The 13,458-nt window shown below is 64.7% G+C and carries 11 protein-coding genes; 2 read left to right on the top strand and 9 right to left on the bottom strand.

Annotated elements, in window-relative coordinates; genetic code table 11:
* From AC3WJP_RS16940 to AC3WJP_RS16910, 7 genes are all read right to left on the bottom strand, one after another.
* Positions 1–384, bottom strand: coding sequence for a hypothetical protein (locus tag AC3WJP_RS16940; RefSeq protein WP_493721952.1), 384 nt, complete (start codon positions 382–384; stop codon positions 1–3).
* An 89-nt stretch (positions 385–473) separates the two neighbouring features.
* Positions 474–1,760 (bottom strand): type II and III secretion system protein family protein, encoded by a 1,287-nt coding sequence (locus tag AC3WJP_RS16935; RefSeq protein ID WP_493721953.1) that lies wholly within the window; start codon positions 1,758–1,760, stop codon positions 474–476.
* A 17-nt stretch (positions 1,761–1,777) separates the two neighbouring features.
* Positions 1,778–3,964, bottom strand: coding sequence for a type III secretion system export apparatus subunit SctV (gene sctV / locus AC3WJP_RS16930; RefSeq protein WP_493721904.1), 2,187 nt, complete (start codon positions 3,962–3,964; stop codon positions 1,778–1,780).
* A complete protein-coding gene (locus AC3WJP_RS16925; protein WP_493721905.1) occupies positions 3,961–4,314 on the bottom strand; it encodes a type III secretion protein in 354 nt (117 codons plus the stop codon). Before AC3WJP_RS16925 ends, sctV begins: the two co-directional genes overlap by 4 nt.
* Positions 4,311–4,685 carry a hypothetical protein gene (locus tag AC3WJP_RS16920; RefSeq protein ID WP_493721906.1) on the bottom strand — a complete coding sequence of 125 codons (375 nt, stop codon included), beginning with the start codon at positions 4,683–4,685 and terminating at the stop codon, positions 4,311–4,313. The genes AC3WJP_RS16925 and AC3WJP_RS16920 overlap by 4 nt, the downstream gene beginning before the upstream one ends.
* 10 nt (positions 4,686–4,695) lie before the next feature.
* A complete protein-coding gene (locus AC3WJP_RS16915; RefSeq protein ID WP_493721907.1) occupies positions 4,696–5,646 on the bottom strand; it encodes a SctD/MshK family protein in 951 nt (316 codons plus the stop codon).
* A gap of 57 nt (positions 5,647–5,703) precedes the next feature.
* Positions 5,704–5,865, bottom strand: coding sequence for a hypothetical protein (locus AC3WJP_RS16910; RefSeq protein ID WP_226502266.1), 162 nt, complete (start codon positions 5,863–5,865; stop codon positions 5,704–5,706).
* Between the two features lie 586 nt (positions 5,866–6,451).
* On the opposite strand from AC3WJP_RS16910, the gene AC3WJP_RS16905 reads away from it, so the two are divergent.
* Both AC3WJP_RS16905 and AC3WJP_RS16900 read left to right on the top strand, forming a co-directional pair.
* Complete coding sequence (locus AC3WJP_RS16905) at positions 6,452–9,958, top strand: hypothetical protein (protein ID WP_493721908.1); 3,507 nt, start codon at positions 6,452–6,454, stop codon at positions 9,956–9,958.
* Between the two features lie 77 nt (positions 9,959–10,035).
* Complete coding sequence (locus tag AC3WJP_RS16900; RefSeq protein WP_493721909.1) at positions 10,036–11,778, top strand: OPT family oligopeptide transporter; 1,743 nt, start codon at positions 10,036–10,038, stop codon at positions 11,776–11,778.
* Positions 11,779–11,886: 108 nt separating this feature from the next.
* Here AC3WJP_RS16900 and AC3WJP_RS16895 read toward each other — a convergent pair whose 3' ends face one another.
* Positions 11,887–13,056: an MFS transporter gene (locus AC3WJP_RS16895; protein WP_493721910.1), complete on the bottom strand. Its 1,170-nt coding sequence runs from the start codon at positions 13,054–13,056 to the stop codon at positions 11,887–11,889.
* Positions 13,057–13,172: 116 nt separating this feature from the next.
* Positions 13,173–13,397, bottom strand: coding sequence for a hypothetical protein (locus AC3WJP_RS16890; protein WP_493721911.1), 225 nt, complete (start codon positions 13,395–13,397; stop codon positions 13,173–13,175).
* Between the last annotated feature and the right edge of the window lie 61 nt (positions 13,398–13,458).

Here is a 13,458-nt window from a genome sequence, read left to right as displayed (position 1 = left end):
TCACTGGCCACCGCCCTGGGTCGCGGTGGCCGCTTGCTGCTCGGCCTGACGGCGGCGCAGTTCCTCGCGGTCATAACCATCGATGTACACCTGCGCGGCGCGTCCCACCGGGGCGGCCATGGTCGGCCCGGTGGCGCGGCCCTGGGTCAGGTCGCCGCGCTGCTCGACCATCTGCATCAGCAGCAGGTTGTTGGCGCAGCCCGGGGCCAACAGCGGCTTGAAGTCTTCACCCAGGCCGATGCTGTCTTCGGCCGGCGGCTTGAGGCATTCGCGTGGCAGCATCCGGGTGCGGCCGTCGGCGCCGATCAGGCTGGTGTAATCAGGCGAGTAAGAGGCCGGCGCCAGATGAGTCTGGCAGCCGCTCAGGGTCAACAGCAGCGACATCAAGGCGGATGTGCGCGCGCGGGCGACACGTTGCGCCGTCCGCGGCCAGAGCCCGCTGCCACAGCGGAGTACATGCATCGGACGGCCCCTCAATTGAGATAGAAACCAAAGGCGCCACCGCTGCGCGGACCGGCCGCGGCGGTGGTGGTCGGTTGTGCATCGAGCGGTGTCGCCAGGGTGCGGCCGCGTACCGGTTCGACCAGATACGGGGTAATCAGGATCACCAGTTCGGTCTCGTTGCGCTGAAAGCGCTTGGAGCGGAACAGATTGCCGAGGATCGGCATGTCGCCGAGCATCGGCACCTTGTCGATGTCCTGGGAGCTGTCGCGCTGGAACAGCCCGGCGATGGCGAAGGTCTGCCCGCTGCCCACCTCGACCCGGGTGTCGGCTCGCCGCACACGGAACGACGGCACCAGGTAACCGTTCACCGTGGCGGCGTTGGTGGTCACCACGCTGCTGACCTCGGGCCGCACCTGCAAGGCGATGCGGCCGTTGGGCAGCAAGGTCGGGCTGAACAGCAGCGATACGCCATAGGGCTTGTACTCGACGCCCACCAGGTCGCGATTGACCGGCACCGGCACCGGCACTTCACCGCCGGCCAGGAAGCTCGCGGTCTGCCCGGTCATGGCAGTGATATTGGGCTCGGCCAGCACCTCCAGCACACCGTTGCTCTGCAGCGCTTCGAGCATCGCGTCGATATTGACGTTGCCCGAAGCCAGCCCGGCGCTGATCACATTGGAGGCGCCACTGGCGGCATCGGCAGCCAGCGCGCCGCCGGTCAACAAGCCGAACGAGAAGGTGCCGTTGTTGAACATCGCGTTCCAGTTGACGCCATAGCGCAGCAGCTCGTTGCGCGAGACCTCGGCGAAGCGCACGCGGATATTGACCTGAGCGGAGCCGGCGTATTCGGCACTGTTGATCGCGCTCTGCAAGCCCTGCCCTTGCGTACCGAGCAAGGCATTCAGATCGGTGGCCTCGCCAACGTCCTTGACCTTGCCATGGGCGACCAGACGGTTGCCGGCGGCGCTGACCTGGGCCTGGCTGCCGGGGTGCAAGGTCTGCAGTGGCCGACTCACGGCCTGGGCGCCGGCGCCGACCGCGAGGGTCAAGGCGGCGGTCTGTTCACCGTTGTCGCCCAAGGCGATAAGGCTGGTCTGCCCGGCATTCTTGCCAAAGATATAGATCACTCCGGGTGACACCACTTGCAGATCGGCGATGTTCGGATCCGCCACCAGCACCGATTCCACCGGCGCGGCGAAATGCAGGATGCGCCCCTCCCCGGTTGCCAGGTCGAGGGTGCCGCGGGCGCCTTTGGCAATGTTGTCGCCCAGGGCTTGCGCACTGGCCGTCAACGCCAGTAACCACAAACAGAACATCGGAATACGCAGGGGGTTCATGAGGCACTCGCCAGGCTGGTGACCGCACCGCTGTTGCCGGCGCGGCGCGAAGGGATATCGATCGGCTGCAAGGTGCCGACCGCTTGCAGGTTGTATTCGCCGGCCAGCTCGCGGAACGACAGCACCGCCAATTCCAGTTCGCCACGCACGGTCAATCGACGCAGCGCGCGGCGCAGTTCCGGATGGCTGAGCAGTACGCTGCGGTCGTCGTCCTGGCGCTGGGCGCAAAGGCTGCGCAGTTGGGTCAGCAAGGCGCGGCCCAGATCGTCGGGCAAAATCGCCTCGCGGCCCTTGTCCTGGCGGCGCAGCGCATTGCGCAGTTGCTCTTCCAGCGCGGGCGCCAGTACCAACGCGCTGATCACCCGTTGACGGTCGGCATGTTGATGACTGATCTGCCGCGCCAAGGCCGCTCGCAAGTGTTCGGCCAGACGCCCTGGATCGGTTTCGCGGCTACCCCACTCCACCATGGCCTCCAGCAGCCCACGTTGATTGCGCACCGAGACCCCTTCGGCCACCAGCTGCCGCCAGGCTTCGGCCACCCGCTGCAAGGGCACGGTGCGCAGCGCCTCCTTGACCAGTTCGGGGTACTTGGCTTCCACCCGCTCCAGCAGCACGCGGGTTTCCTGGATGCCGAGGAAATCGGCAGCGTAACGGCGCAAGGTGCGTTCAAGCATGGCCGCCAGCACTTCCTCGGCGGTCAAATAGCCGATGCCGGCGTCATCGAGGCGTTGCCGGTGCTCCTGCGCTAGCCATTGTCCCTGCTCCTGACCCAGGGGCGCCGGCGCTTGCAGGCAGTCGAGATCGAGCAATTGCGCATGCACCGGATCGTCCTGCAGCAGCAGATGCTCGCTCGGCAACTCGCCTTCGCGTACGGGCACGCCTTCGAGTTCGACGCTGTAGGTCATGCGGCCCTGTTCACGATCGATGCACAGATCAGGCACCGGCACCTCGATGCCCAATTCGCCGCGCAGGTCGTGGCACAGCGCTTCGATGCGTTGGCGCAGGGGTTGCGCAGGGGCTTGAGCGGCGAGAGCGGTGCCAAGCGTCAGCAGTACCCGACTGTGCAGGGGCCGGGGGAACGCGTCGGCTTGATCGGGGCCCTCGATTGGGTGTTCGGCAGGATGAAGCACGGCGCCTGGGCTGCCCTCTTCGTCAGCGAGCTGTGCTTGCACCGGGTTTGCGTCGAGCGCAGGGTTGCGCCGCTCACGGCGCCAGAGCACGAAAGCGCAACCGCCGAGTACCGCCGCCAGGCTGATGAATATCGCCGCCGGGAAGCCTGGCAAGAAGGCTACGCCCAGCAGAATCAAGGCAGTCAGCGACAAGGCGCGATGGCTGGTGCCCAGTTGACGGACGATCTCAGTACCCAGGTCGTGCTCGGTGCCCTCGCTGTTGACTCGGGTGACCACGGTACCGGCGGCGACGGAAATCAGCAGCGCCGGGATCTGCGCAATCAAGCCGTCACCGACCGTCAGCAGCGAATAGGTATGCACCGCCTGGGCGAAGGGCAAGTCGCGCTCGAGCATGCCGATCAACATGCCGCCGAGCAGGTTGACCGCGAGGATCACCAAACCGGCGATGGCATCGCCCTTGACGAACTTCATGGCCCCGTCCATGGCCCCGAACATCTGGCTCTCGCGCTCCAGCCGCGAGCGCCGACGACGGGCTTCGGCCTGATCGATATCGCCGTTGCGCAGATCGTTGTCGATGCTCATCTGCTTGCCGGGCATGGCGTCCAGAGTGAAGCGCGCGGCCACCTCGGCGACCCGTTCGGCGCCCTTGGTGATGACCACGAATTGCGCCACGGTAATGATCAGGAACACCACCAGACCGACCACCACCTGGCCGGCAATGACGAAGTCACCGAATGCCTTGACGATGTGCCCGGCGTTGCCGTCCAGCAGAATCAAGCGCGTGGTGGTGATCGACAGCGCCAGGCGAAACAGGGTGCTGAGCAGAATCAGCGGCGGCAGTGCCGAGAACTCCACCGAATGATGGATATAGAACGCAACCACCAGAATCAGCACGCTCAAGGCGATGTTGATGCCGATCAGGCTGTCCACCAGATAGGTCGGCAGCGGGATGATCATCATGGCGATGGCCATGAGCATGAAGGCGACGATGATCACGTCGCTGCGTTGCGCGGCGATGCGCGCCAGGCCGTTGAGGCGGGCGACGAGCATCATGCCGCCGCCTTGCGCAAGGCCAGGTAATCCCTGAAGCATTGCCGTGCTTCATCACGCTGAGCGCCGCGCCATAGCGCTCGGCTGCGCAACAGCAGCAGCGACGCCGACTCACCCTCCAACAGCTGCAGGCGATCCAGCGCGGCCAAGGCGCGTGCGCTGTCGCCGCTGTCGGTAAAGGCCAGAGCGAGGCTGTGCAGCAGTGGCCCGTCATCAGGCGCCAGGTGCGCAGCGATCAACAGCATCACCAGCGCCCGTTGCGCCTGCCCACCACGGCGGTAACGTTGGCCCATGCCCTTGAGCAATTCGATGCTGTCGCGACGATCGGCGTGCCGGAGTTCGCAAGTGCTCATGCGGGTACCTCGTTCAGGCGCTGTTGATCGAGCCATTGGCGAGTGTCGATTTCCTCTGCGAGCAGTTGCTCGGCCAGAGCCTTGATCTGGGGTTCGGCGTCCAGCGTCGGCAGCACTTCAGCGAGCAGGTATTGCAGGACCTGCACCGAGCGCGCCGGGCTGAACAGCTGGGCGTTGACGTCATCGCTGGCGGCGCTGCGTTGCAATTCGCCATTCAAGGAGCGGCGACTGCGCACTTCACGGCGACCGAGCAAGGCCTCGAAGCGTTGCTCGGCGCGCGGCTGCAGCGGGCGCAGGGCTTCGACCGCGGGCGTGCGTTCGCTACTGGCGCACTGCAAGGCAGGTGTGTCTGGGCGCGGATCGACTTTCATGGGCGGCTCGTCACAGGGTGAAAGTAAAGCGTTCGGTGCCGCGCGCGAGGATCACCTGATTGGCCTCGATGCGCTCCAGCACCCAATCGTCGGCCACCGTCGCGCCTGGGTACAGACGCTTGCCGGTGTCGCTGATCACGTAAGGATGAGGGCCGAAAAACACCGCCTGAAAGCGCACCCGTGGGGTCGCCGGAACGCTACTCACAGCAACTTGCGGGTGCAGCACCATGGCTTGGCCATAACGTCGATCGAATTCCTGTTGCACGGTTGTCCAGGCGCTGCGCTGAGCCGGGGTGACGCTGCCCTGGGCACTGAGGCCGCCGTCGCGCAGGCCGATTTCAATGCGGTTCAACTGCGCGGCCTGCAGCTGTTGAACCAACCAGTGTTGCGCCTGTTCTGCGCTGACGGCTGGGGCACCGACGGCCACCGACCGGTCTTTGGCATCCGCGCCTGCCTTGGCCAGAGTGATGGTTTTGGCGTGATCGCGCTGTAGGCTGAACGAGCCGAATGCCGCCGCGCAAAGACCCATGAACAGCGCCGCGCACAGCCACCGGGCGCCGCTGCGCGAGGGCAAAGGCGCTGCGTGCGGCTTGCGCGGCGTGTTGGCCTGCAGACGCAGTTGCGCCGCGCCCAGCTGCAGGACCAGCGGCAGACGCGCGCGATGGCCGTTGCCCATGGGCACCCGCAACAGGCGGCCAGCGGCGTCGGTCACCTGGACATCGCCGCCACGGGCCTCGACCGCCACACTGCCCCGCTCCACGCGCAACACAAGGTGCTCGGCGGCGACGCCAGCATCACTGAGCAACAGGTCCGCACCGGCGGCGCTGCCAATCAGATACGCCGGCAGATCCAGTACCAGGCACACGCCCTGATGCAGCCCGGTGGTTATTTCCAGTTGGATTGCACTCGCCACGGCATCAGCCTGACGAGGTAACGAAGTCGGTGAAATCAATGCTGTCATCAGTCGACCACCCTAGGTGACATGCGAGCAGTGCGAACACTGCCCGCATGAACGACGTCAGTTCTGCGGACGTTGCTTGGTCGCGTCGAGTTCCGCCTTCTTGGCGGTGGAGATCTCGGTGATCTTGGCGGATTTCTCGATCGCCATGTTGAAGGTCGCTTCCATCTTATCGATGGCGGAATCGGCGTTGCCCGAGCTTACTGGTGGAGTATCGGCCATGGTGTTTCTCCTTGTTCCAACGAGTGAGTGTATGAATCGGTCACCGGGGTCCAGGACGCTCATTTGAAGACGCTCAAGCACTGTCGTAGAGAAGTGAACTCCCCGACTTTGCGACCTATCCATGTTCAATTGAGCGTTCTGCCTCAGTGCCGGACGGATATTACTCAGAGCAACTTGCATTGCGTTGTGAAAACTTGTGAAAGCTGACTTTCGATAACTTCCGCTCTCGCTGATAGCAAATAGCCGTGACTTTAAAGCCGAAACTCTAATATTATTTTTTGCTTGGTCAGGAACTTTTTAATTCTCCGCGCCCGTCCCCGCGCCTGCTGCCATTTCGCCCGTAAGCTGTCTAGATCGCTGACGCGGGACCGTCACCCAGTCTGTGAAATGTTGTGAAATAGTTTTCTTCGCGGCTGTTGCTCACATATATGACTGTTACTGTTCTCGCGCCCAGCACCTTTATCGAGCAGCAAACTACTTCACCTTGGGGTTTGTGGCGCCTGCAACTTAGCCACCGCCGCGCAACGATCGGCCCAGGTTTGCCTGCATCGGCTTATCAATAAACGTCCAACAGGAATCGAACGGTATGTCCTTGAACCCGGTAACCAACCCCGATTCGACCGTGCCGCCCGCCGGCGCCCCCGGCGCACGAGCGCGCTTCGCCCAAGTGCTCAAGACGCGCGAGCGTGATGCCGTGCAATACCGACCCGCCAGCGCGGACGAAAAAGCCCCGGCGCTGGGTGACTTCGCCAGCATCGAAAAGCCCGGCACGGTGGCGGCCGACACGGTGCGCTTCACCACTCGCGACGGTGAGGCGGTAATCGTCTACAAGTCCACCAACCCGGGGCTGTATCAGCAAGTAGTGAACGCGCAGCCGAAAATCCAGGGCGTGGTCGCCAGCCTTGACGCCGGCTATGGCCTGGCCCCCAGCGATGCCTCGGCGCCCGATACCTTGGGCGGATATGCGCGCATCGGTGCGCCCGACGAAGTGGGCCCGGGGCTGATCCGCTTCGAAACCAGCGACGGCAAGAAAATCATCGTCGATCAGCAGACCAACCCCGAACTGTTCGCCCAGGTCAGCGACGACTACAGGGCGCTCTCCGGGGTTTCGGCGAGCCAGAACGAAGGCTACAGAGTCGCCAACGGCGACGATCAACCGCCTGCCAGATTGGGCGACTTCGCCCTGATCGGCCCGCCGGACGAGACCGGCCCGGGCGTGATTCGCTACGTCACCCAAAGCGGCGAAAAGGTAGTGGTCAGCGAGCGCGACAACCCGACGCTGTTCCAGGCCGTCAAGGACGCCTACGCCAGTCTCACCGGCCTGAGCACCAGCGAAGCCGAGGGTTACCGCCGCGCGGGCGACAATGAAGTGTGGCCACCGGTGATGAACACCACGGTCGGGCCACCTGACGAAGTCGGCCCCGGGACCATCCGCTACGAGCACGACGGCCAGAAGGTCGTAGTTGCCCGCGATGACAATCCACAGCTGTTCGACTATCTGGTGTCGGTCCAGCAGGTGGTCACCGACCCCGGCAAGCGCGCCGCACTGGAGCAGGCGGTCAACGGCGGCGAGACCCTGGCCGATCGCAACACGCCGCTGCCCCAGCTCAACGACATCGTCAACTTCGGCTGGATCGAGGGCCAGCAGGACGATCAGCTCAGCTACGAGACCCAGGATGGCCAGCACATCGTGGTCTCCCGCGACCTGACCCCAGACCTCTTCGAGCAGGTCAAGAGCGTCAAGGATGCCTGGGGCTCGATCCATGACAGCGAGGCCGAAGGTTACAAGCTGGCAGGCCCCAACGATTTCCTCAAGAATCAGGACATGACCTTCGGCTCCCCCGATGAGCTCGGCAATGGCCTGATTCGCTACGAAAACGACGACGGCAAGTTCATCGTCTCCAAGGACGTCAATCCGCAGCTGTACGATCAGGTGGTGGCCAAATGGGAAGCCTCTACCGCCAGCTCGGTGGACGATACCCGCGCCAAGTACAACCTGCCCAGCGACGCCGACGTGAACATCATCGACAAAGGTACCGGGGTCAAATCCGATGAAGACGATGACAGCTCGCCGGAGCTGACGGTCGGCGAACTCGCCACCAAGGAGTTGATCGACCAGTACCGCGCCGGGGTCGAGGACGGCTCCATCGCCAAGGACGATCCACGGGCCAAGCTGGTCCGCGCCATCGAAGCCCAGGCCGCCTATCAGAACGGCCGCGGCCTGACCGGCTATGAAGAAACACCAGGAGCGTTCGGTGGCACCTGGCGCGAGTTCGACGATCATCAGACCGAGCTGACCTCGGCCGACATGCACGACATCATCGATGGCAACAAGCTGCAGGAGCAGCTGTCGACCCTGTTCGCCGACCCCACCGTGCAGGCCGACTACAAGAGCAAGATGGACGACGCCCTGAGCCATGTCGGCAACAAGGACGAGATCAAGCAGAAGTTGCTGGACCTGACGTCCAACCCCGACTACATCCTGTACCTCAAGGACCTGCAGGCCCAGGGCAAAGGCCATGAAGCCCAGCAGGACCTGAGCAACACCCTCTCGCAACTGTCGTTGCTCGACCCGGAAGCTGCCGCCAAGGCTGCGCAATCGATCCAGGCCGATGGCTTGACCAGCGACCTCGACGACCTGATGGCCGACCCGAGCAAGATCTCCGACGAGAACAAGGAGCTGGCCACCAAGGACCTGTTCGGTCTGCTCAAGGGCGTGCTCAAAGGCGAGCTGGTGGACCTACCGCGGCGCACCCAGGAGACCATCGAGAAGTTTCTCGAGGAAGGCCTGAACGACAAGCAGAAATCCTCGGCGGTGACCAAGGCCCTCGAAGAGCTCGGCGAGGTGTACAAGAACAAGGGCTCGATCAGTCAGGCCGACCTCGATACGGCGTTGTCCAAACCCTATATCCCGATCGCCGATCGCGGCACTCTCGGTCAGGTGTTCAGCGCCATGAACAGCAAAGGCGTGCTGGGCTCGGTGGGTGCCAGCGTCAACCTGTTCTCGGGCATCTACCAACTGGTCGGCCAGGGCGGCAAGCTCGGCGAAACGCCGTTGCAGCGGCTGTCGGTGGCCAAGGACTTCATCAGCTTCGCCGGCGCCTCGGGGCAGTTCGTGCGCCTGGGCGATCATATCGCCACGACCCTGGGCAAAGGCGCCCTGGTGGACTTCCTCGGCCTCGATAAGACAGTGCCGGAGATTTGGGGCAAGGGCGGCATTCAGGAGCCCAAGTTCGAATTCGAAACCGACAAGCTGCCGGCCGACATGAAAGCCAAGATCACCTCGGCGCTGGATTCGGTGCCCAGCTACAAGTACGGCGATGTGTCCTCGGTGCTGGGTGATGGCGCCGGCGGCGCGGATGCCGAAAAGTCAGCGTTCGCCGGCATCAGCCAGACGCTGGATGACGCGGTGAGCGCGGCGGGCGGAAGCAAGCTCGCCACCGGCACCGCCGGGCGCATCGCCGGTTCCGTGGTCAAGGTGCTGGGCCCGGCGACCGACCTGGTGGGAGGCTTCGCGGATATCGTCCTGGGCGCCTTCACCATCAAGAGTGGTATCGACAGCGGTGACCCCTTGGCCAAGGCGTCCGGCGGTCTGCAGATCGCATCGGGAGCCTTTGGCGCCTCGGCCGGAGTGCTCGGTGCGGCAGGGCTGATCGGCGCGGGCGGTGCGGCGGCTGCGGCGCTGACCGGGCCGTTCTTTCTGGTCGGGGTGGTACTGGCGGTGGTGGGTGGCATCATCGGGTATTTCGTCGACCACAACAAAAAACAGAAGGCCAGCGAACACGAAAACGACTGGTATCGCGATCTGGCGGCGGATGGCTTGCTGCAGGACAACTGGGGCGACAAGGTCGAGTACGCGCACTATTCGATCTACAACTACGGCGGCCGCGAAGCACCGGACGACGACAGTCTGTTCCGCTTCCAGAACGCCGAATGGCAGCACTTCGACGAGACGCCACAGAAAGGCGGATCGTCGAGCAATCGCCTTGACGATGACCTGCACGTGGATTACGGCGACAAGCCCGAGAGCAAGGAAAAGCCCGAGCCGGAAACCGGCCCTGGGTCATCGGGCTGGAGTGGTTCGAAAATCTGATGCAAACCGGCTGAGGGGAACCTTGTGCGGTCAGGCCGTTCAGTTAGAAAGGCCCGCCCGCCATCAAAGGACCGCACATGGATCTCACCCAGCCCCCGCACAAGGGCCTCGACAGCACCCAGCGCGAACTGAGCCCGCGGGCGGTGCTGACTGGTATCGTTCTGGGCATCTTGCTGACGCCGTCCAACGTCTACGCGGGCCTGAAAATCGGTTGGTCGTTCAACATGTCGATCATCGCGCTGTTGATCGGCTATGGCGTCTGGCAGGGCCTGGGACGCCGCAACGGCCAGCAGCCCTGGACACTGCTCGAAAGCAACATCAACCAGACCGTAGCCAGTGCTGCGGCTTCGATCATCTCCGGCGGTCTGGTGGCGCCGATCCCCGCCTACACCCTGCTCACCGGCCAGCAGCTCGATCCGCTGCCGATGATCGCCTGGGTGTTTTCCGTGAGTTTCCTGGGCATCTGGATCGCCTGGTACCTGCGCCCTTCCCTGCTCAATGACGATGGCCTGAAATTTCCCGAGGGCATGGCCACGCTGGAGACGCTACGGCATATCTACAACCATGGCGCTGAAGCCGCGACACGCCTGAAAGTGCTGCTCGGCACCGCAGTGCTGTCCGGTGTGGTGAAGTGGGTCGACACCTTCCTCTGGTCAATCCCTCGCTGGGCGCCCAATGCCGCGCTCGAACGCCTGACGTTCAACCTCGATCCCTCACTGCTGCTGGTGGGCTTCGGTGCGATCATCGGCATCCGGGTCGGTATCACTCTGCTGCTGGGCGCACTGCTGGCCTGGGGGGTATTGGCGCCGTGGTTATTGAGTCAGGGTCTGGTGGTGTTGCCGCCGGGCAGCAGCGGCCCGCAGTTCGCGGCGCTGGTGGAGTGGCTGCTGTGGCCGGGCGTGAGCCTGATGGTCTGCTCGACCCTGGCATCCCTCGGCCTGCGCTTGTGGGCACTGCGCGCCAGCCTGTTCAGCCGCCGCGCCGGCCGTGGCTGGCGTCGCCCGGCGTTGGTCCCGGCACTGTGCTTTGTGCTCGCCATTGCTCTGGTAGTGGGGTTGCAAGCGGCGTTGTTCGGCATCCAGCCGGGCATGGCGCTGCTGACCATTCCCTTGGCCATCTGTCTGGCCGCGGTGGCGGCGCGAGTGGTCGGCGCCACCGGTATTCCGCCGATCGGCGCGATCGGGCAGCTGTCGCAACTCAGCTTCGGCATCGTCGCTCCCGGGCAGGTGCCCATCAACCTGATGAGCGCCAATACGGCCGGTGGCGCGGCGGGGCAATGCACCGACCTGATGAACGACTTCAAGGTCGGCCTGGCCATCGGGGCAACGCCGAAGAAACAGGTCATCGCCCAGTGCCTGGGGATTTTCGTCGGCAGCATCGTCGGCGTGCTGGTGTACCTGACCTTGATCCCCGATCCGCAACACATGCTGTTGACCGAAGCCTGGCCCGCACCGGCGGTCGCCACATGGAAGGCGGTCGCCGAGACCTTGACCAAGGGCCTGGATTCATTGTCGCCGAGCATCCGCTGGGCGATCGCCATCGCAGCGCTGATCGGCGTGCTGCTGGGGGCGCTGGACAGCCTGCTGCCGGCCCGGCGCGCGCGTTACCTGCCCAGTTCCGCGGCGCTGGGGCTGGCGTTCATCCTGCCGGCCTCGATCGGCCTGATGATGGGCCTGGGCGCTGTGCTGACCTGGCTGGCGAGCCGCCGCTGGCCGAGCGCGACCGAACGCTTTGCGATTACCGCCGCGGCCGGCTTGATTGCCGGTGAAAGCATCACCGGCGTGGGGGCTTCGCTGTGGGCGATGCTGGCGAGGCTGTAGCCAGATTGTCGCGCCTGCCAAGGTGTCTGCGCCCGCTGGCTTGCACGACTTCATCCGTCACTGAGTCAGTACGACTCGGCACGGTTTGCGCTGCGGTGCGACGCTGTACTACTCCCCTGGTTGGTCCGCAGCTACCGTACCGATGCCAGGTCGTCGAGCGCACATGATCGCCGCCAACCCGAGCAGCGCCGCCGGTACCGCATAGATCCACACCGGCGCCATGATCGGCAGCAATACTCCGGCCAGCACCGGCCCCGTGCCGGCGCCGATGTCACGCCACACCGAGCGCGCCACCAGCGCCTGGACCCGTTCGGGCCCCGGCGTGCGCATCGCCACGATCGGCGCCAGCAACGGCAACTGCAGGGCCCGCAGCACAACGATCAGCGCCGCACCAGCCCACACCCAGCCCAGGCCGAAACCCACCAACGCCGCGCAGGTCAGCAGCGACAGCACCACGAGTGTGCGCTCGGCGCCGAATTGATCGGCCAAATGGCCGCCCAGCGGGCTGAGCAGAATCTCGCCCAGATAACGCACCGCCAGCAGGCTGCCCGCGACCAGCACCGCGCCACCGGGCAGCACGTCGGCCCCCAGATACGACAGACCGATGATGAACAGACCATCCAGCGTCAGCCCTTCAAGAAAGGACCAGCTGTCCAGGCTGTTGGGCAATTTCAGCCCGCGACGCCGAGCGGGCATGGCATGGGGCAACGCCGGCAGGCCCCGGGTGACGAGCAGGCCAGCCAGCGCCGCCAGGGCAAACACCCAGAACACCACGCGTGGCCCCCAGAAGTGCGCAAAGACCGCCGCCAGCGGCAGCGCCACCACCGGCCCCAGCGCCGCAAACGCCCGCGAACGCCCCGAGCGCCGCGCCGCTCCCGCCGGGTCAGCGGTGGCCAGCGCCTGAGTCGACAGGCTCAAGGCCGCGAAGCACAGGCCCCACAGCAGCCGCAGCGGCAGCAACAGCCACAGCCCGGACAGGCTGGCGTTGCCCGCTGCACACACCGCAGCGCCCAGCACCGCCAAGGTGCAGGTGGCACGGTCGCCATGGCGGGCATAGAAGCGCGTGACGTAGCCGTAGCCCACGATGCGGATCAACCGGTTGGCCGCCAGCAGCAGACCGGCCTGAGCCAGGGTCACGCCGAACTGATCGGCGTACATGGGCAGCAGCAGATACAAAACGGCGTCGGCCGGCAGTGCCAGCGTCATGGCCAGTGCGGCAAGACGTGAATGGCGGTCGACGGTGGCGATGGAAACAGGCGAAGCGCAGGTCGTAGGCATATCGGGAGGCTGCATCCTTCGCAGCAGACGCGGCAGACGAGATGAATGTGAAGCTTATGTGACAGAGTCGCACGCCTCAACTGTCATCGCCAGCCCCGTTAGCGGTGCGACGAGACTCACGCCACTTTGGCGATCTTGCTGGCGACACCGCGCAGATCGAGGATCGACGCCGCCAGGCCATCGAGGCGGTGCTCGATAAAGTCGATCTCGGCGAGGTTTTCGGTGTACTTGCTATGCCGCAGATAACGGGCATGCCCTTCGAGTACTTGCGCCAGCGCGGCCAGATGAGCGGCGGTGTCTTCAAGGTCGTGCTGAATGATGTCCAAGCGCTCGATCTGCATTGCAATTGCTCCCCGGGGCCACACTGATGCTCAAGTCCATGACGCAGGGGTCATGTGGCAC

The organism is Pseudomonas sp. GW821-FHT01A09, assembly GCF_058986725.1.
This window is presented reverse-complemented; position numbering and strand designations above follow the sequence as displayed.

Coding starts and splice junctions, on each gene's coding strand:
- AC3WJP_RS16890 (WP_493721911.1), bottom strand. CDS start 13,397: ATGCAGATCGAGCGCTTGGACATCATTCAGCACGACCTTGAAGACACC.
- sctV (WP_493721904.1), bottom strand. CDS start 3,964: ATGATGCTCGTCGCCCGCCTCAACGGCCTGGCGCGCATCGCCGCGCAA.
- AC3WJP_RS16915 (WP_493721907.1), bottom strand. CDS start 5,646: ATGACAGCATTGATTTCACCGACTTCGTTACCTCGTCAGGCTGATGCC.
- AC3WJP_RS16940 (WP_493721952.1), bottom strand. CDS start 384: ATGTCGCTGCTGTTGACCCTGAGCGGCTGCCAGACTCATCTGGCGCCG.
- AC3WJP_RS16905 (WP_493721908.1), top strand. CDS start 6,452: ATGTCCTTGAACCCGGTAACCAACCCCGATTCGACCGTGCCGCCCGCC.
- AC3WJP_RS16920 (WP_493721906.1), bottom strand. CDS start 4,685: ATGAAAGTCGATCCGCGCCCAGACACACCTGCCTTGCAGTGCGCCAGT.
- AC3WJP_RS16925 (WP_493721905.1), bottom strand. CDS start 4,314: ATGAGCACTTGCGAACTCCGGCACGCCGATCGTCGCGACAGCATCGAA.
- AC3WJP_RS16935 (WP_493721953.1), bottom strand. CDS start 1,760: ATGTTCTGTTTGTGGTTACTGGCGTTGACGGCCAGTGCGCAAGCCCTG.
- AC3WJP_RS16895 (WP_493721910.1), bottom strand. CDS start 13,056: ATGCCTACGACCTGCGCTTCGCCTGTTTCCATCGCCACCGTCGACCGC.
- AC3WJP_RS16910 (WP_226502266.1), bottom strand. CDS start 5,865: ATGGCCGATACTCCACCAGTAAGCTCGGGCAACGCCGATTCCGCCATC.
- AC3WJP_RS16900 (WP_493721909.1), top strand. CDS start 10,036: ATGGATCTCACCCAGCCCCCGCACAAGGGCCTCGACAGCACCCAGCGC.